Source organism: Pseudomonas sp. MLB6B, assembly GCF_054508135.1.
Genome location: NZ_CP199313.1, coordinates 1,999,818 through 2,016,910, shown reverse-complemented (window position 1 = coordinate 2,016,910; position 17,093 = coordinate 1,999,818). Strand labels below are relative to the sequence as shown.

Here is a 17,093-nt window from a genome sequence, read left to right as displayed (position 1 = left end):
GCATGTTATACCACAGGCCTGGCAGAAACGGAACTGCGGCCGATGCGCCCGTCAGCCTTTTTTGCAGCGCCCGGCCATTGCGCTCAGAATGCCCGCCATCGCCATGGGATTCACCGATTGGCCCGGCCAGCGCGCCGAGGCTCTGGTAGAATTTCGCGTTTCCCGTTTGCCCGCGCCTAGCCTGCGCCGTAGAGAGCCTGCAATGACCGTAACCATCAAGACTGCCGAAGAGATCGAGAAGATGCGCGTGGCCGGCCGCCTGGCCGCCGACGTGCTGGAAATGATCGAACCCCACGTCAAGCCCGGGGTGACGACCGAGGAACTCAACCGCCTGTGCCACGACTACATCGTCAACGTGCAGCAGGCCATCCCCGCGCCGCTGAACTACAAGGGCTACCCCAAGTCGGTCTGCACCTCGATCAACCATGTGGTGTGCCACGGCATTCCCAACGACAAGCCCTTGAAGAACGGCGACACCCTCAACATCGACGTCACCGTGATCAAGGACGGCTACCACGGCGACACCAGCCGCATGTTCCACGTCGGCACCGTCGCAGCCTGGGCCGAACGCCTGTCGGCGGTCACCCAGGAATGCCTGTACAAGGCCATCGAGCTGGTCAAGCCGGGCTGCCGCCTGGGCGACATCGGCGAAGTGATTCAGAAGCACGCTGAAAAGAACGGTTTCTCGGTGGTCCGCGACTTCTGCGGCCATGGCATCGGCAAGGTGTTCCACGAAGAGCCGCAGATCGTCCACTACGGCAAGGCCGGCACCGGCATGGAGCTCAAAGAAGGCATGACCTTCACCATCGAGCCGATGATCAACCAGGGCAAGGCAGAGACCAAGGTGCTGGGCGACGGCTGGACCGCCATCACCAAGGACCGCAAGCTCTCGGCGCAGTGGGAGCACACCCTGGTGGTGACCGCCACCGGCTACGAGATCTTCACCTTGCGCAAGGACGACACCATCGCCCGCACCTCCGCCTGAGCCCGACCAGGCCTACATTCAGCACAGGAAAGCGACCCGATGCCCCAGGTGGACCCAGAGCTGTTCGACCGCGGCCAGTTCCAGGCGGAACTGGCGCTCAAGGCGAGCCCCATCGCCGCGTTCAAGAAAGCCATGCGTCAAGCCGGCGAGGTGCTCGACAAGCGCTTTGGCGAAGGCCGTGACATCCGCCGCCTGATCGAGGATCGCGCGTGGTTGGTCGACAACATCCTGCAGCAGGCCTGGAGCCAGTTCGACTGGGGCGATCCGTCCGGCATCGCCCTGGTGGCGGTCGGCGGCTACGGCCGTGGCGAGCTGCACCCGCACTCGGACATCGACCTGCTGATCTTGCTCGACGGCGCCCGCCACGAGCAGTATCGCGACCCCATCGAGCGTCTGCTCACCCTGCTCTGGGACATCGGCCTGGAAGTCGGGCAGAGCGTGCGCAGCATCGAGGAATGCGCCGAGCAGGCGTCGGCGGACCTGACGGTCATCACCAACCTGATGGAAAGCCGCACCATCGCCGGCCCCGAACCCCTGCGCAAGCGCATGCTCGAGGCCACCGGCACCGAGCACCTGTGGCCGAGCAAGGCGTTCTTCCTGGCCAAGCGCGCCGAACTGCAAGCGCGCCACCACAAGTACAACGACACCGAATACAACCTCGAGCCCAACGTCAAAGGCTCGCCCGGCGGTCTGCGCGACATCCAGACCGTGCTGTGGGTGGCCCGCCGCCAATACGGCACGCTCAACCTGCACGCCCTGGCCGGCGAAGGCTTCCTGCTGGAGAGCGAGAACGCGGTGCTGGCCTCCTCCCAGGCGTTCCTGTGGAAGGTGCGCTATGCCCTGCACATGCTCGCAGGGCGCGCCGAAGACCGTCTGCTGTTCGACCACCAGCGCAGCGTGGCGACCTTGCTGGGCTACACCGACGAGAACCCCAAGCGCGCCATCGAGCAGTTCATGCAGCAGTACTACCGGGTGGTGATGAGCATCAGCCAGCTGTGCGACCTGATCATCCAGCATTTCGAGGAAGTCATCCTCGCCGATGACGACAGCGGCACCACCCAGCCCCTGAATGCGCGCTTCCGCTTGCACGACGGCTACATCGAGGCGGCCCACGCCAAGGTCTTCGAACGCACGCCGTTCGCCATGCTGGAAATCTTCGTGCTCATGGCCCAGCACCCGGACATCAAGGGCGTACGCGCCGACACCGTGCGCCTGCTGCGCGAGCACCGCCACCTGATCGACGACGATTTCCGTAGCGACCTGCGCAACACCAGCCTGTTCATCGAACTGTTCAAGTGCGAAACGGGCATCCACCGCAACCTGCGGCGCATGAACCGTTACGGCATCCTCGGCCGCTATCTGCCCGAATTCGGTTTCATCGTCGGGCAGATGCAGCACGACCTGTTCCACATCTATACGGTCGACGCGCACACGCTCAACCTGATCAAACACCTGCGCAAGCTGCGCTATACGCCAGTGTCGGAGAAATTCCCGCTGGCCAGCGAACTGATGGGACGCCTGCCCAAACCCGAGCTGATCTACCTGGCCGGGCTGTACCACGACATCGGCAAAGGCCGCCAGGGTGACCACTCCGACCTGGGCGCGATCGATGCCCAGGCCTTTGGCGAGCGCCATCATTTGCCGACCTGGGACACCCGGTTGATCGTCTGGCTGGTGCAGAACCACCTGATGATGTCCACCACCGCCCAGCGCAAGGATTTGTCCGACCCGCAGGTGATAAACGACTTCGCCCTGCTGGTGGGTGACGAAACGCGCCTGGACTACCTCTACGTACTGACCGTGGCCGACATCAATGCGACCAACCCCAACCTGTGGAACTCCTGGCGGGCCAGCCTGCTGCGCCAGCTCTACAACGAGACCAAGCGCGCCCTGCGCCGCGGCCTGGAAAACCCGCTGGACCGCGAAGAGCTGATCCGCCAGACCCAGGGCGCCGCCCTCGACGCCCTGATCCGCCAAGGCACCGACCCCGACGACGTCGAGCAGCTCTGGTCGCAATTGGGCGACGACTACTTCCTGCGCCATACCGCCGCGGACGTGGCCTGGCACACCGACGCGATCCTCCGGCAACCGGCCGACGGCGGCCCGCTGGTATTGATCAAGGAAACCACCCAACGCGAATTCGAAGGCGGCACGCAGATCTTCATCTATGCGCCCGACCAGCACGACTTCTTCGCCGTGACGGTGGCGGCCATGGCCCAGCTCAACCTCAACATCCACGACGCGCGGATCATTACCTCCAGCAGCCAGTTCACTCTCGACACCTACATCGTGCTGGACAACGACGGCGGCTCGATCGGCGACAACCCGCAGCGCGTGCGGCAGATCCGCGACGGTCTGAGCGAAGCCTTGCGCCACCCGGAAGACTACCCGACCATCATCCAGCGTCGCGTGCCGCGCCAGCTCAAGCACTTCACCTTCGCGCCGCAGGTGACCATCCACAACGACGCGCAGCGACCGGTGACCATCCTCGAGATCATCGCCCCCGACCGCCCTGGCCTGCTGGCCCGGTTGGGCCGGATCTTCCTGGAGTTCGACCTGTCGCTGCAGAACGCCAAGATCGCCACCCTGGGCGAACGGGTCGAAGACGTGTTCTTCGTCACCGACGCCCACAACCAGCCGCTGTCCGACGCGCAACTGTGCCTGCGCTTGCAGGAGGCGATCGTCCAGCAGTTGCAGGCAGGCCAGGCCGCCGAGGCCAGCCCGACCCGCGTGAACATCTAATGCCCGCCGAGACCTTTGCCGAGACCTTGTGCCAATGAATCCTGCCTTGACCCAGTTGCAGCCCTACCCGTTCGAGAAACTGCGCGCCCTGCTGGGCAGCGTCGCCCCCGCCGCCGACAAGCGCGCCATCGCGCTGTCGATCGGCGAGCCCAAGCACACCTCGCCGGCCTTCGTGGCCCAGGCCATGAGCGACAATCTGGACAAGCTCGCCGTCTACCCCAGCACCCTCGGCCTGCCTGCGCTGCGCGAGGCCATCGGCCAGTGGTGCGAACGGCGCTTCGGCGTACCGGCCGGCTGGTTGCAGGCCGACCGCCACATCCTGCCGGTCAACGGCACCCGCGAGGCGCTGTTCGCCTTCACCCAGGCCGTGGTGGACCGCGAGGCCGATGGCCTGGTGGTCAGCCCGAACCCGTTCTACCAGATCTACGAAGGCGCGGCCCTGCTCGCCGGGGCGACCCCGCACTACCTGCCCTGCCTGGAGGACAACGGCTTCAACCCGGACTTCGACGCCGTACCGGCCGACGTCTGGCAGCGCTGCCAGATTCTCTTCCTGTGCTCGCCTGGCAACCCGACCGGGGCGCTGGTGCCGCTGGAAACGCTGAAGAAGCTGATCGCCCTGGCCGATGAATACGACTTCGTGATCGCCGCCGACGAATGCTACAGCGAACTGTACTTCGACGAAGACGCGCCGCCGCCGGGCCTGCTCAGCGCCTGCGCCGAGCTTGGGCGCAGCGACTTCAAGCGCTGCGTGGTGTTCCACAGCCTGTCCAAGCGCTCCAACCTGCCGGGGCTGCGCTCGGGCTTCGTGGCCGGCGACGCCGAGATCATCAAGCCGTTCCTGCTGTACCGCACCTACCACGGCTGCGCCATGCCCGTGCAAACCCAGTTGGCCAGCATCGCTGCCTGGCAGGACGAAGCCCACGTACGCGCCAACCGTGACCAATACCGGGCCAAGTACGATGCGGTGCTGGAGATCCTGCAACCGGTGATGGATGTGCAGCGTCCCGATGGCAGCTTCTACCTGTGGGCCAAGGTGCCGGGTTGCGATGCCGAATTCACCCGCGACCTGTTCGTGGCCGAGCATGTGACGGTGGTGCCGGGTTCGTACCTGTCGCGTGAGGTCGATGGCGTCAATCCAGGGGCTGGGCGCGTGCGCATGGCGCTGGTCGCGCCACTGGCCGAGTGCATCGAGGCGGCGCAACGCATCCGTCGGTTCCTCGCGTAAGGCACGCCACTGACCATTGGGGCTACGGAACGGCGCCAATGGTCACGCTTCAACGGTGGGGCACGTCGTCGGGAGCAGCGCCACTCTACGGCCCTTATGGCGCCCACCCCTACTTGCCCGAGCCCAGATTGGCCTCGCTCAAGTCCAGCTCCCCCAATATCTGCCGCACCACTTCGTCGCCGATCTGCCGCTGCCGCAGCAGCTTGTAGAGTTCCAGACGCTGGGCGCGCAAGGCGTGCAGGCGCAGGCGGCGCTCCAGGGCGTCCATCTGCTGCGCGACCGCGCGGGCCTCGGCGGTGTCTTCGAAGCGGTCCAGCTCGGCGCGATACTCGGCCATCAGACGTGCCTTGAGTTCCACGGCCATAGTCGCCTGGGTGGCGTCCTGCGGCGCATCGTCATCGACCACATCCTGTGCCTCCAAGGCATGGATGGCCGCTTCGGCAGTGCGCCGCCAGGTGTCTTGCACCTCTTTTTGCCGGCGCTCGTCCGGGCTCTTGTCCACCCCGCGCAGCAATAGCGGCAGGGCGATACAGGCGCCGACCAGCGACAGCAGGATCACCCCGGCGGCGATGAAGATCAGCAGGTCGCGCTCGGGAAAGGCCTGGCCCGCGCCGATCAACAGCGGCACCGACATTACACCGGCCAGGGTCACCGCACCGCGTACGCCGCCCAGGGTCAGCAACCAGCAGGAACGGGCGCTGGGCAACAGCACCAGGGCAGACTTGCCACGCCAGCGCCGCCAGGCACCGATGGCGCGCCAGATGCTCTGCACCCAGACGAAGCGCAGCACGATCAACACGATAAAGATCGCCAGCACGTCCAGGCAGCGATAGGCCAAGGTCGGCCACAACGACGGTTCGTGGCTGGCCACCGCCTTGACGATGTCGGGCAGTTGCAGGCCGAGCAGCAGAAAGATCAGCCCGTTGAAGGCAAACTCCAGCAACGACCACACACTGCGGTTGAGCAGGCGCGTACTGGTCTGGCGCGGCAGCAGGTCGAGCCAGCTCTGCATCATGCCGGCAGCCACCGCCGAAAGAATCCCCGACGCGCCCAGGCGCTCGGCCAGCACATAGGCGGCGAACGGCAGCAAGAGCATGAACACCACATGGGTGGCCGGGTCATCCCAGCCGCGGGCGATCATCCACATGCGCAGCCTGCCCACCAGCCAGCTCAAGGCCACGCCCACGGCCAGGCCGCCCAGCGCCACCAGCATGAAGGTGACGCTGGCTTCGGCCAGGGAAAAAGCACCGGTGATGGCGGCCGCCAAGGCGAATTTGAAGGTCACCAGGCCCGAGGCGTCGTTGAGCAGCGCCTCGCCCTGCAGCATGTGCATCAAGGGCGTGGGCAAACGATTCTGAGTGATGGCCGAGACCGCGACGGCATCGGTGGGCGACAAGATGGCCGCCAGCGCGAAGGCCACCGGCAAGGGAATGCTGGGCAACAGCCAGTGGATGAAGTAACCCGCGCCCACCACGGTGAACAGCACCAGCCCCACCGCCAAGGCCACCACCGGCCCGCGCAGGCGCCACAATTCGCGCTTGGGCATGCGCCAACCATCGACGAACAGCAGGGGCGGCAGGAACAGGAACAGGAACAGCTCGGGGTTCAACGTCACGTGCAGGCCCAGCGTAGGCCAGGCCAGCAGCGCCCCGGCAGCGATCTGCAGGAGCGGCAGCGGCACCGGTAACGGGATCATGCGTCCGAGCAGTTTCGACAGGCTCACCAGCGTCAGCAGGATGAGGACGGTATAGGCGGACTGCATGGGACGGGGTTCCTTTGTGCGGTAATGGAGAAAGAACGACGGCAGATCGGCCTGCGCAGGACGGCTGGCCGACCGATATGGGCATCCTGCGCTCGCAAGCCTAGCGCCAGCAGCGGGCTGGATACCGTTGCACCTTTGTCGAAGGCAGGCAGGCGCAGGCGTCGGCCGCACCGCGCGAACGGGTCGAACGGGTCGAACGGGTCGAACGGGTCGAACGGGTCGAACGGGTCGAACGGGTCGAACGGGTCGAACGGGTCGAACGGGTCGAACGGGGTAGAGGCCTGCTACAGGGGTTCGGTTCCCCTCCCCGTGGCGCTCGCCGACCCATTGCCGCATAATCGCCCATCAATTTTTTCCGGAGATCGCGGGCAAGCGCTGGCCCGACCGGCACTGCCCTCAGCATTCAATGGCCTACACCCTCTACGGCATCAAAGCCTGCGACACCATGAAAAAAGCGCGCAGCTGGCTGGAGCAACAGTCGCTCGACTACCAGTTCCATGACTACAAGACCCAAGGCATCGACCGTGAACGCCTGAGCCGCTGGTGCGACGAGCACGGCTGGCAAGTCGTGCTCAACCGCGCCGGCACCACCTTCCGCAAGCTCGATGAAGCCAGCAAGGCCGACCTCGACCAGGCCAAGGCCATCGAGCTGATGCTCGCCCAACCGTCGATGATCAAGCGTCCGGTCCTCGACCTGGGCGAGCGCACGCTGGTGGGCTTCAAGCCTGAGACCTACGCCGCCGCGCTGGCCTGAACGCCAGCCGTCTCATTCCCCATTTGCATGAGGTAATCCCATGTCCACTACCCTGTTCAGCCTGGCCTTCGGGGTCGGCACCCAGAACCGTCAGGAAAACTGGCTGGAAGTCTTCTACGCGCAACCTTTGCTCAACCCCAGCGCCGAACTGGTCGCCGCCATCGCGCCGATCCTCGGCTATGAAGGCGGCAACCAGGCCATCACTTTCAGCAACGCCCAGGCCGCGCAGCTGGCCGAAGCGGTCAAGCCGGTCGATGCCGTGCAAGGCGCCCTGCTGACCCGCCTGGCCGAGAGCCATAAGCCGCTGGTCGCCACCCTGCTGGCCGAAGATGGCGCGCTGACTTCCACGCCCGAGGCCTACCTCAAGCTGCACCTGCTCTCGCACCGTCTGGTTAAACCCCATGGCGTGTCGCTGGCCGGCATCTTCCCGCTGCTGCCGAACGTGGCCTGGACCAGCCAGGGCGTGATCGACCTCGGCGAACTGGCCGAGCGTCAACTCGAAGCGCGCCTCAAGGGCGAGCTGCTGGAAGTGTTCTCGGTCGACAAGTTCCCGAAGATGACCGACTACGTGGTCCCGGCCGGCGTGCGTATCGCCGACACCGCCCGCGTGCGCCTGGGCGCCTACATCGGCGAAGGCACGACGATCATGCACGAAGGCTTCGTCAACTTTAACGCCGGTACCGAAGGCCCGGGCATGATCGAAGGTCGCGTCTCGGCCGGTGTGTTCGTCGGCAAGGGCTCGGACCTGGGCGGCGGCTGCTCGACCATGGGCACCCTGTCGGGCGGCGGCAACATCGTCATCACCGTGGGCGAGGGCTGCCTGATCGGCGCCAACGCCGGTATCGGTATTCCGCTGGGCGACCGCAATACCGTGGAAGCGGGCCTGTACATCACCGCCGGCACCAAGGTGCAGCTGCTCGACGGACAGAACCAGCTGGTCAAAGAGGTCAAGGCGCGCGACCTGGCCGGCAAGACCGACCTGCTGTTCCGCCGCAACTCGGTATCCGGCGCGGTCGAGTGCAAGACCCATCAGTCGGCCATCGAGCTGAACGAGGCGCTGCACGCGCACAACTGAGAACCTCGCGGTTCGAAGTGCTAAGATTCGGGGCCGGCCCATTGCCGGCCCCGTTTTCTTTCCAGGCCCCGCGATCATGTTCCAGCCCTCCCCGTGGCGCGCCGATTTTCCGGCCATCGCCGCCCTGCAAGCCCAGCAGCAGACCTATCTCGACAGCGCAGCCACCAGTCAGAAGCCGCAAGCGTTGCTCGACGCCTTGGCGCACTACTACGGCCATGGCGCCGCCAACGTGCACCGCGCCCAGCATCTGCCAGGTGCGCTGGCCACCGAAGCGTTCGAGCGCAGCCGCGAGAAGGTCGCGACCTGGCTCAATGCCGCCAGCCCCCAGCAGATCGTCTTCACCCACGGCGCCACCTCGGCGCTGAACCTGCTCGCCTATGGCCTGGAACATGGCTTCCAGGCGGGCGACGAAATCGCCGTCAGCGCCCTGGAGCACCACGCCAACCTGCTGCCCTGGCAGCAACTGGCGCAACGGCGCGGTCTGCGCCTGGTGGTCCTGCCGATCGACGAACAAGGCTTGATCGAGGTAGATGCTGCCCTGCAGTTGATCGGGCCGCGTACGCGGCTGGTCGCCATCAGCCAACTGTCCAACGTGCTCGGCACCTGGCAGCCCCTGGCGCCGCTGCTGGCCCATGCCAGGGCGCAAGGCGCGCTGAGCGTAGTCGATGGCGCCCAGGGTGTGGTGCATGGCCGGCACGATGTGCAGCAATTGGGCTGCGACTTCTATGTGCTGTCGAGCCACAAGCTCTACGGTCCCGACGGCGTCGGTGTGCTGTACGGCCGTGCCCAGGCCTTGGCGCATGTGCGGCACTGGCAGTTCGGCGGTGAGATGGTGCATCTGGCTGACTACCACGAGGCGAGCTTTCGCCACGCGCCTCTCGGTCTGGAAGCCGGTACGCCGCCGATCGCCGGGGTGATCGGCCTGGGCGCGAGCCTGGACTATCTGGCCGGCTTGGATGGCGATGCGGTGGCCCTGCACGAGGCGCGTTTGCACCAGCAGTTGTTGCATGGCCTGAGCGAACGTCAGGGCATCCGCATACTGGGCGCGCCACAAACGGCGCTGGCCAGTTTCGTGGTCGAAGGCGTGCACAACGCCGACATCGCCCACGTATTGACCGAACAAGGCATCGCCGTGCGCGCCGGACACCACTGCGCCATGCCGCTGTTCGCCCGGCTGGGGCTCAACGGTGCGATACGGGTATCGCTGGCGTTGTACAACGACAGCGATGACATACGGCGCTTCTTCGACGCGCTGGATCAGGGTCTGGAGTTGCTGCGATGAGCCTGCCGAACGATGCGCAAACCGCATTGGACAGCTTTGCCGCAGCGCAAGGCTGGGAGCAGCGGGCACGTCTGCTGATGCAGTGGGGCGAGCGCCTGGCGCCCATGGCCGAGGCCGAGAAGACCGAGGCCAACCGGGTACATGGCTGTGAGAGCCAAGTGTGGTTGGTGGTGCAGCGCAGCGGCGCCGGATGCGACGGCGCTCGCTGGCATTTCAAGGCGACCAGCGACGCCCGCCTGCTGCGCGGCTTGCTGGCATTGCTCTTGGTCCGCGTGGAAGGCTTGGACGGCGCCGCGTTGGCTGTGCTCGATGTGCGTGGCTGGTTCACTCAGCTCGGCCTTGAGCGGCAATTGTCGCCCTCGCGCAGCAATGGGCTGCATGCGGTACTGGTGCGGATGGGCGAGTTGCTGGCCGAAGCGTAGCGCCCGCTATTGCGCCACCTGCCCTGCTCGCTCCGCCGGCCGCCGCGCGCCGGCCACCAGCTTTTCCACCGCCTTGCTCGCCGCCACCATGCCGAAGGTCGCGGTGACCATCATCACCGCGCCGAACCCGCCGGAGCAGTCCAGGCGCACGCCCTCGCCGACGAAGCTCTTTTGCAGGCACACGCTGCCGTCGCCCTTGGGGTAGCGCAGTTGCTCGCTGGAGAACACGCAAGGCACGCCGTAGTTGCGGCTGACGTTGCGCGAGAAGTTGTAGTCACGGCGCAAGGTCGAGCGCACACGCGAGGCCAGAGGGTCGTTGAAGGTCTTGTTGAGGTCGCCCACCTGCACCCGGGTCGGGTCGATCTGCCCGCCGGCGCCCCCGGTGGTGACCACGGCGATCTTGCGCCGCCGGCACCAGGCGATCAAAGCGGCCTTGGCCATCACGCTGTCGATGCAGTCGACCACGCAGTCCATCCCCTCGGTGATGTATTCGGCCATGGTTTCGCGGGTGACGAAGTCGGCCACCGCGTGCACCACGCACTCGGGATTGATGGCGCGCAGGCGCTCAGCGGTGGCCTCGACCTTGGCCCGGCCCACCTGCCCGGTCAGGGCATGGGCCTGGCGGTTGGTGTTGCTGACGCAGACGTCGTCGAGGTCGAACAGGCTGATCTCGCCCACGCCACTGCGCACCAGCGCCTCGGCCACCCAGGAGCCCACGCCGCCGATACCGACCACGCCGACATGGGCCTGGCGCAGGCGCTCCAGCCCCTGATCGCCATACAAGCGGGCAACTCCGGCGAAGCGCGGATCTTCTGTGCTCATGACTCACCTCCGAAAAAACGGCGCGCAGTATAGGCCACGCGCGGGTCGACCGACACCCGCCGCAGGCGCCGTCGGCCGTATCGGGTTAGGAAAGACACGCAGAACCCTGCTTTAATGCCCTCTGAAGAATCAGAAATGGACGACAACAAAGCGGGATCCCGGCTACTTCTTCAAGAACGGCCTCGCGCCTGTCCGCAGTCCTTGCACCCAGCCGGTCACTGACCTGACCCCGCTTCATCGGAACCGACGCACCCCTATGTCTTCACGCAAACTCGGCCTCAACCTGGTGGTGGTCCTGGCCATCGCCGCCCTGTTCACCGGTTTCTGGGCGCTGATCAACCGCCCGGTGTCGGCGCCGGCCTGGCCCGAGCAGATTTCCGGCTTTTCCTATTCGCCGTTTCGCCTCGGGGAAAGCCCGCAGCGCGGGCAATACCCGACCGACGAGGAGATGCGCCAAGACCTCGAGCAGATGAGCAAGCTCACCGACAGCATCCGCATCTACACCGTCGAGGGCACCCAGGCCCGCATTCCGCGCCTGGCCGAAGATTTGGGCCTGCGGGTCACCGTCGGCATCTGGATCAGCCCCGACCTGGAGCGCAACGAGCGCGAGATCGCCACCGCCATCGAGCTGGCCAACACCAGCCGCAGCGTGGTGCGCGTGGTGGTCGGCAACGAAGCGCTGTTTCGCGAGGAGGTCACGCCCGAAGGCCTGATCCAGTACCTGGACCGGGTTCGCGCCGCGGTCAAGGTGCCGGTCACCACCAGCGAGCAGTGGCACATCTGGAAGGAGCACCCGGAACTGGCCAAGCACGTCGACCTGATCGCCGCGCACATCCTGCCGTATTGGGAGTTCGTTCCGATGCGCGACTCCATCGCCTTCGTGCTGGAGCGCGCGCGAGAACTCAAGCAGCAATTTCCACGCAAGCCGCTGCTGCTGTCGGAGGTCGGCTGGCCGAGCAACGGCCGCATGCGCGGCGGCGCCGATGCCACCCAGGCCGACCAGGCCATCTACCTGCGCACCCTGGTCAACACCCTCAACCGCCAGGGCTACAACTACTTCGTCATCGAGGCCTACGACCAGCCGTGGAAGGCCAGCGACGAAGGTTCGGTGGGCGCCTACTGGGGCGTGTTCAACGCCGCGCGGCAGCAGAAATTCAATTTCGAAGGGCCGGTGGTGGCGATTCCGCAATGGCGTGCCCTGGCGGTCGCGTCGGTGGTGCTGGCGATGATCGCCCTGGCCGTGCTGCTGATCGACGGCTCGTCCCTGCGCCAGCGCGGCCGCACTTTCCTGACCTTCATCACCTTCCTGTGCGGCTCGGTGCTGGTGTGGATCGCCTATGACTACAGCCAGCAATACAGCACCTGGTTCAGCCTTTCGGTGGGGGTGCTGCTGGCGCTGGGCGCGCTGGGCGTGTTCATCGTCTTGCTGACCGAGGCGCACGAGCTGGCCGAGGCGGTCTGGACGCACAAGCGGCGCCGCGAATTCCTACCGGTCGAGGGCGACTCGCCCTACCGGCCCAAGGTGTCGGTGCACGTGCCCTGCTACAACGAACCACCGGAGATGGTGAAGCAGACCCTCGACGCCCTGGCCGCACTGGACTATCCCGACTTCGAAGTGCTGGTGATCGACAACAACACCAAGGACCCGGCCGTGTGGGAGCCGCTCAAGGCCCACTGCGAGGCCCTGGGCGAGCGCTTCCGCTTCTTCCACGTCGCGCCGCTGGCGGGCTTCAAGGGCGGCGCGCTGAACTACCTGCTGCCGCATACCGCACCCGATGCCGAAGTGATCGCGGTGATCGACTCGGACTACTGCGTCGACCGCAACTGGCTCAAGCACATGGTGCCGCACTTCGCCGATCCGAAGATCGCCGTGGTGCAATCGCCGCAGGACTATCGCGACCAGCACGAAAGCGCGTTCAAGAAGCTCTGCTACAGCGAATACAAAGGCTTCTTCCACATCGGCATGGTCACCCGCAACGACCGCGACGCGATCATCCAGCACGGCACCATGACCATGACCCGGCGCGCGGTGCTCGACGAGCTGGGCTGGGCCGACTGGTGCATCTGCGAAGATGCCGAACTGGGCCTGCGGGTGTTCGAGAAAGGGCTGTCGGCGGCCTACGCCCACAACAGCTACGGCAAGGGCCTGATGCCCGACACCTTCATCGACTTCAAAAAGCAGCGCTTCCGCTGGGCCTACGGCGCCATCCAGATCATCAAGCACCACGCCGGCGCCCTGCTGCGCGGCAAGGGCAGCGAGCTGACCCGCGGCCAGCGCTACCACTTCCTGGCCGGCTGGCTGCCGTGGGTGGCCGATGGCATGAACATCTTCTTCACCGTCGGCGCGCTGCTGTGGTCGGCGGCGATGATCATCGTGCCGCACCGGGTCGATCCGCCGCTGATGATCTTCGCCATTCCGCCGCTGGCACTGTTCTTCTTCAAGGTCGGCAAGATCGTGTTCCTCTACCGCCGTGCGGTAGGCGTCGACCTGCGCGACGCCTTCGCAGCGGCGCTGGCGGGGCTCGCGCTGTCGCACACCATCGCCAAGGCGGTGCTGTACGGTTTCTTCACCAGCAGCATGCCGTTCATCCGCACGCCCAAGCATGCCGACAGCCATGGCTTCTTCAAGGCGTTGTCGGAGGCGCGGGAAGAGGTGTTCATCATGTTGCTGCTATGGGGCGCCGCCGGGGGCATCTACTTGGTCCAGGGCCTGCCCAGTTCGGACATGCGTTTCTGGGTGGCGATGCTGCTGGTGCAGTCGCTGCCCTACCTGGCGGCGCTGGTGATGGCGCTGCTATCGTCGCGGCCAAAGCCTGCCGAGCCTGTGTAGAACGGAACGGACCGGTTCGATTGGCTGTTACGGACTGCGCAGCGCTGCCAAGGCTACGGTCGGTTTCCGTCAGGTGTTTGGCGGTGCCTGGGATGGGGCGGCAGCGCCGCCCATCGCGGCTGAAGCCGCTCCCACACGGGCCATGGGACATCCTAGGGTGGCAGCCAAGCCTTACGGACCGCCACGGTCTCTGTAGGAGCGGCCGGTTCGGCGCTCCGATTAGCCGCGATGGGCCGCAACGCGGCCCCAATGGGAGCACCAAACCTGACCCTACAATGACCAGACAGGCGCATGGACACGCATATTGCTATAAGATAACGCCCCCGTTTTTGCCTTGCCTTGCCCGGAGTTCTTCATGACGGCCTCAGCCGAGCGCTCACCCACCCTTCAACTGGCGTGCGACCTGATTCGCCGCCCTTCGGTCACCCCGGTCGATGCCGACTGCCAGGCGCAGATGATGCAGCGTCTGGGCGCGGTGGGCTTCGCGCTGGAGCCGATGCGCATCGAAGACGTCGACAACTTCTGGGCCACCCACGGCACCCAGGACGGCCCGGTGCTGTGCTTCGCCGGCCACACCGACGTGGTGCCCACCGGCCCCGTGCAGCAGTGGCAGCACGAGCCGTTCGACGCGCTGATCGACGCCGACGGCATGCTCTGCGGTCGCGGCGCCGCCGACATGAAGGGCAGCCTGGCTTCGATGGTGGTCGCCAGCGAGCGCTTCGTGCGCGATTACCCCGACCACCGCGGCAAGGTCGCTTTCCTCATCACCAGCGATGAAGAAGGCCCGGCCCATCACGGCACCAAAGCGGTGGTCGAGCGCCTCAAGGCGCGCAACGAACGGCTCGACTGGTGCATCGTCGGCGAACCCTCGAGCACCCATCTACTGGGCGATGTGGTCAAGAACGGCCGTCGCGGCTCGCTCGGCGCGACCCTCACCGTGCGCGGCAAGCAAGGCCATGTGGCCTACCCGCACCTGGCGCGCAACCCCATCCACCTGGCTGCCGCGGCGCTGGCGGAACTGGCCGGCGAGCATTGGGACGAAGGCAACGCCTTCTTCCCGCCGACCAGCTTCCAGATCTCCAACCTCAATGCCGGCACTGGGGCCACCAATGTGGTGCCGGGCGAGCTGACGGCGCTGTTCAATTTCCGCTTCTCCACCGAGTCCACCGTCGAAGGCTTGCAGCAGCGGGTGGCCGCGATCCTCGACCGTCACCAGCTTGACTGGTCGATCGACTGGGCCTTGTCGGGCCTGCCGTTCCTCACCGAACCGGGCGAGCTGCTCGACGCGGTCGCCGCCAGCATCCAGCAGGTCACCGACCGCAAGACCCAGCCGTCCACCAGCGGCGGCACCTCCGACGGGCGCTTCATCGCCACCATGGGCACCCAGGTGGTGGAACTCGGGCCGGTCAACGCCACCATCCACCAGGTCGACGAACGCATCCTGGCCAGCGACCTCGACCTGCTGACCGAAATCTACTACCAGACCCTGGTACGGTTGCTCGCCTGATGCTCACCTGCCCGCTTTGCCAAGGCCCGCTGAGCCGCCTCGACAACGGTGTCGTCTGCCCCGCCGGGCACCGTTTCGACCGCGCCCGTCAGGGCTACCTGAACCTGCTGCCGGTGCAGCACAAGAACAGCCGCGATCCGGGCGACAACCAGGCCATGGTCGAGGCCCGCCGCGACTTTCTCGACGCCGGGCATTACGCGCCGGTGGCCGAGCGCCTGGCGCAACTGGCCCAGGAGCGCGCGCCCGGCACCTGGCTGGACATCGGTTGCGGCGAAGGCTATTACACCGCCCGCATCGGCCAGGCGCTGCCGACGGCCGACGGCTATGCGCTGGACATCTCCCGCGAAGCGGTCAAACGTGCCTGCCGCCGCGATCCACGGCTGACCTGGCTGGTCGCGAGCATGGCGCGCGTGCCGCTGGCCGATGCCAGTTGCCAGTTCATCGCCAGCGTCTTCAGCCCGCTCGACTGGGCCGAGGCCAAGCGCCTGCTGGCGCCGGGCGGCGGTCTGATGCGGGTCGGCCCTACCGAGGGGCACCTGATGGAGCTGCGCGAGGCGCTCTACGACGAGGTGCGCCCCTATGCCGACGACAAGCACCTGGCGCTGGTCCCCGACGGCATGCGCCACGCGCACAGCGAAGTGCTGCAATGGCGTCTGCGCCTGAGCGAGGCCAAGGCCCGTGCCGACCTGCTGGCCATGACCCCGCACGGCTGGCGCGCCAGCGCCGAGCGCCGCACGCGCGTGATCGAACAGACCGCACCGTTCGAGGTCACGGTTTCCATGCGTTATGACTATTTCGTGCGCCAAGCCTGAGTACAACCGGAGCCTTTCCCATGCGCCAACCTGATATCGAGATCTACCTCAAGGACGCCGACGTCGGCCATCAACAGATCGCCGATTGGCTCGGACGCGCCCTCGGCCCGTGCAGCCCTTGGCAGCAACGTGGCCATACCTGGAAATGCCAGGCCGGTAACATCCCGGTCACCTGGGTTCCCAAAGCTGTAGGAAAATGGAACAGCTTGTTGCTGGAAAGCGATCAGACCCCGTGGGAGGACGACATCGCTTGCGCGCGGGCCGCCTACGCTGCCCTGGCGGTGGAAGTGCGCTGTGCGCCGGGGAGCTGGAGCGAAGCCGACGGCGAAGAAGACGCCGACCGCTGGATCCGCGTGAGCGCCGACGGCGAAGAGGAGATCACCTGGCGCACGGCGTGAGGCAGTCGGGGCGACTGGGTTTCGGCCGCAGCGCCCCAACCTCTCTGGCCCGGTGCTTACAGGCCGACTACATCCTCGGCCTGCAGGCCTTTCTGGCCCTGCACGAGGGCGTACTCGACGCGCTGCCCTTCGCTTAGCGAGCGATGCCCTTCACCGCGGATCGCGCGGAAGTGGACGAACACATCGGCACTGCCTTCGCGCTGAATGAAGCCAAAGCCCTTGGCATCGTTGAACCATTTGACATTCCCAGTCTCACGAGACGACATCTGAACTACTCCGCTTTTATGATGAAGAGCGCGTTGACTGACAGGTCCAATGGGCTGATCGGCCAAGCGTAGGAAAATGCCTGCAAGTGATAGGCCGGATACTCGATAACCCGTAGAGAAAATTTACCAAGCTGACGGTCCGGGCTCCGCTGAACTTATGCCGACCACGCGGACTAACTGCTTGCACCTCGACCGTACCTTATTGCCCAGG

The 17,093-nt window shown here is 66.0% G+C and carries 14 protein-coding genes; 11 read left to right on the top strand and 3 right to left on the bottom strand.

Annotated features, from left to right (window positions below; genetic code table 11):
- The first annotated feature begins 202 nt into the window (after positions 1–202).
- From map to dapC, 3 genes are read left to right on the top strand one after another with little or no spacing between them, the layout of a single operon-like run.
- The gene (map, locus tag ACSMEV_RS08775) at positions 203–985 is read left to right on the top strand and encodes a type I methionyl aminopeptidase (protein WP_459208063.1); all 783 of its coding nucleotides are present in this window, start codon (positions 203–205) and stop codon (positions 983–985) included.
- Positions 986–1,024: 39 nt separating this feature from the next.
- Positions 1,025–3,727, top strand: a complete 2,703-nt coding sequence (locus ACSMEV_RS08770; protein WP_459208062.1) for a [protein-PII] uridylyltransferase — start codon at positions 1,025–1,027, stop codon at positions 3,725–3,727.
- A gap of 34 nt (positions 3,728–3,761) precedes the next feature.
- The gene (gene dapC / locus ACSMEV_RS08765) at positions 3,762–4,952 is read left to right on the top strand and encodes a succinyldiaminopimelate transaminase (RefSeq protein ID WP_459208061.1); all 1,191 of its coding nucleotides are present in this window, start codon (positions 3,762–3,764) and stop codon (positions 4,950–4,952) included.
- Positions 4,953–5,061: 109 nt separating this feature from the next.
- Here dapC and ACSMEV_RS08760 read toward each other — a convergent pair whose 3' ends face one another.
- Positions 5,062–6,714 (bottom strand): Na+/H+ antiporter, encoded by a 1,653-nt coding sequence (locus ACSMEV_RS08760; protein WP_459208060.1) that lies wholly within the window; start codon positions 6,712–6,714, stop codon positions 5,062–5,064.
- Between the two features lie 406 nt (positions 6,715–7,120).
- Here ACSMEV_RS08760 and ACSMEV_RS08755 point away from each other — a divergent pair, with 406 nt between their 5' ends.
- The 4 genes from ACSMEV_RS08755 to ACSMEV_RS08740 all read left to right on the top strand — a co-directional run bounded on the left by ACSMEV_RS08755 (position 7,121) and on the right by ACSMEV_RS08740 (position 10,247).
- Entirely contained in the window at positions 7,121–7,468 is a 348-nt protein-coding gene (locus ACSMEV_RS08755) for an ArsC family reductase (RefSeq protein ID WP_459208059.1), read from the top strand.
- A 40-nt stretch (positions 7,469–7,508) separates the two neighbouring features.
- Positions 7,509–8,543, top strand: coding sequence for a 2,3,4,5-tetrahydropyridine-2,6-dicarboxylate N-succinyltransferase (gene dapD, locus ACSMEV_RS08750; RefSeq protein WP_459208058.1), 1,035 nt, complete (start codon positions 7,509–7,511; stop codon positions 8,541–8,543).
- Between the two features lie 76 nt (positions 8,544–8,619).
- A complete protein-coding gene (locus tag ACSMEV_RS08745; protein WP_459208057.1) occupies positions 8,620–9,825 on the top strand; it encodes a cysteine desulfurase in 1,206 nt (401 codons plus the stop codon).
- Entirely contained in the window at positions 9,822–10,247 is a 426-nt protein-coding gene (locus ACSMEV_RS08740; RefSeq protein WP_459208056.1) for a SufE family protein, read from the top strand. The genes ACSMEV_RS08745 and ACSMEV_RS08740 overlap by 4 nt, the downstream gene beginning before the upstream one ends.
- A gap of 6 nt (positions 10,248–10,253) precedes the next feature.
- Here ACSMEV_RS08740 and tcdA read toward each other — a convergent pair whose 3' ends face one another.
- Complete coding sequence (gene tcdA, locus ACSMEV_RS08735) at positions 10,254–11,069, bottom strand: tRNA cyclic N6-threonylcarbamoyladenosine(37) synthase TcdA (RefSeq protein WP_459208055.1); 816 nt, start codon at positions 11,067–11,069, stop codon at positions 10,254–10,256.
- Between the two features lie 256 nt (positions 11,070–11,325).
- Between tcdA and ACSMEV_RS08730 the strand changes: the two genes are divergently transcribed.
- From ACSMEV_RS08730 to ACSMEV_RS08715, 4 genes are all read left to right on the top strand, one after another.
- Positions 11,326–13,899, top strand: a complete 2,574-nt coding sequence (locus tag ACSMEV_RS08730) for a glycosyltransferase (protein WP_459208054.1) — start codon at positions 11,326–11,328, stop codon at positions 13,897–13,899.
- A gap of 355 nt (positions 13,900–14,254) precedes the next feature.
- Positions 14,255–15,406: a succinyl-diaminopimelate desuccinylase gene (gene dapE / locus ACSMEV_RS08725; RefSeq protein ID WP_459208053.1), complete on the top strand. Its 1,152-nt coding sequence runs from the start codon at positions 14,255–14,257 to the stop codon at positions 15,404–15,406.
- Positions 15,406–16,218 carry a putative RNA methyltransferase gene (locus tag ACSMEV_RS08720; RefSeq protein ID WP_459208052.1) on the top strand — a complete coding sequence of 271 codons (813 nt, stop codon included), beginning with the start codon at positions 15,406–15,408 and terminating at the stop codon, positions 16,216–16,218. Before dapE ends, ACSMEV_RS08720 begins: the two co-directional genes overlap by 1 nt.
- Positions 16,219–16,238: 20 nt before the next feature.
- Entirely contained in the window at positions 16,239–16,616 is a 378-nt protein-coding gene (locus ACSMEV_RS08715; protein WP_413046442.1) for a hypothetical protein, read from the top strand.
- 56 nt (positions 16,617–16,672) lie between these two features.
- On the opposite strand, the gene ACSMEV_RS08710 is transcribed toward ACSMEV_RS08715, so the two are convergent.
- Positions 16,673–16,882 carry a cold-shock protein gene (locus tag ACSMEV_RS08710; protein WP_459208051.1) on the bottom strand — a complete coding sequence of 70 codons (210 nt, stop codon included), beginning with the start codon at positions 16,880–16,882 and terminating at the stop codon, positions 16,673–16,675.
- Between the last annotated feature and the right edge of the window lie 211 nt (positions 16,883–17,093).

What these genes read in the sequence shown, in the direction of transcription:
- map (WP_459208063.1), top strand. Translation starts at nt 203, where the DNA reads ATGACCGTAACCATCAAGACTGCCGAAGAGATCGAGAAGATGCGCGTG.
- ACSMEV_RS08770 (WP_459208062.1), top strand. Translation starts at nt 1,025, where the DNA reads ATGCCCCAGGTGGACCCAGAGCTGTTCGACCGCGGCCAGTTCCAGGCG.
- dapC (WP_459208061.1), top strand. Translation starts at nt 3,762, where the DNA reads ATGAATCCTGCCTTGACCCAGTTGCAGCCCTACCCGTTCGAGAAACTG.
- ACSMEV_RS08760 (WP_459208060.1), bottom strand. Translation starts at nt 6,714, where the DNA reads ATGCAGTCCGCCTATACCGTCCTCATCCTGCTGACGCTGGTGAGCCTG.
- ACSMEV_RS08755 (WP_459208059.1), top strand. Translation starts at nt 7,121, where the DNA reads ATGGCCTACACCCTCTACGGCATCAAAGCCTGCGACACCATGAAAAAA.
- dapD (WP_459208058.1), top strand. Translation starts at nt 7,509, where the DNA reads ATGTCCACTACCCTGTTCAGCCTGGCCTTCGGGGTCGGCACCCAGAAC.
- ACSMEV_RS08745 (WP_459208057.1), top strand. Translation starts at nt 8,620, where the DNA reads ATGTTCCAGCCCTCCCCGTGGCGCGCCGATTTTCCGGCCATCGCCGCC.
- ACSMEV_RS08740 (WP_459208056.1), top strand. Translation starts at nt 9,822, where the DNA reads ATGAGCCTGCCGAACGATGCGCAAACCGCATTGGACAGCTTTGCCGCA.
- tcdA (WP_459208055.1), bottom strand. Translation starts at nt 11,069, where the DNA reads ATGAGCACAGAAGATCCGCGCTTCGCCGGAGTTGCCCGCTTGTATGGC.
- ACSMEV_RS08730 (WP_459208054.1), top strand. Translation starts at nt 11,326, where the DNA reads ATGTCTTCACGCAAACTCGGCCTCAACCTGGTGGTGGTCCTGGCCATC.
- dapE (WP_459208053.1), top strand. Translation starts at nt 14,255, where the DNA reads ATGACGGCCTCAGCCGAGCGCTCACCCACCCTTCAACTGGCGTGCGAC.
- ACSMEV_RS08720 (WP_459208052.1), top strand. Translation starts at nt 15,406, where the DNA reads ATGCTCACCTGCCCGCTTTGCCAAGGCCCGCTGAGCCGCCTCGACAAC.
- ACSMEV_RS08715 (WP_413046442.1), top strand. Translation starts at nt 16,239, where the DNA reads ATGCGCCAACCTGATATCGAGATCTACCTCAAGGACGCCGACGTCGGC.
- ACSMEV_RS08710 (WP_459208051.1), bottom strand. Translation starts at nt 16,882, where the DNA reads ATGTCGTCTCGTGAGACTGGGAATGTCAAATGGTTCAACGATGCCAAG.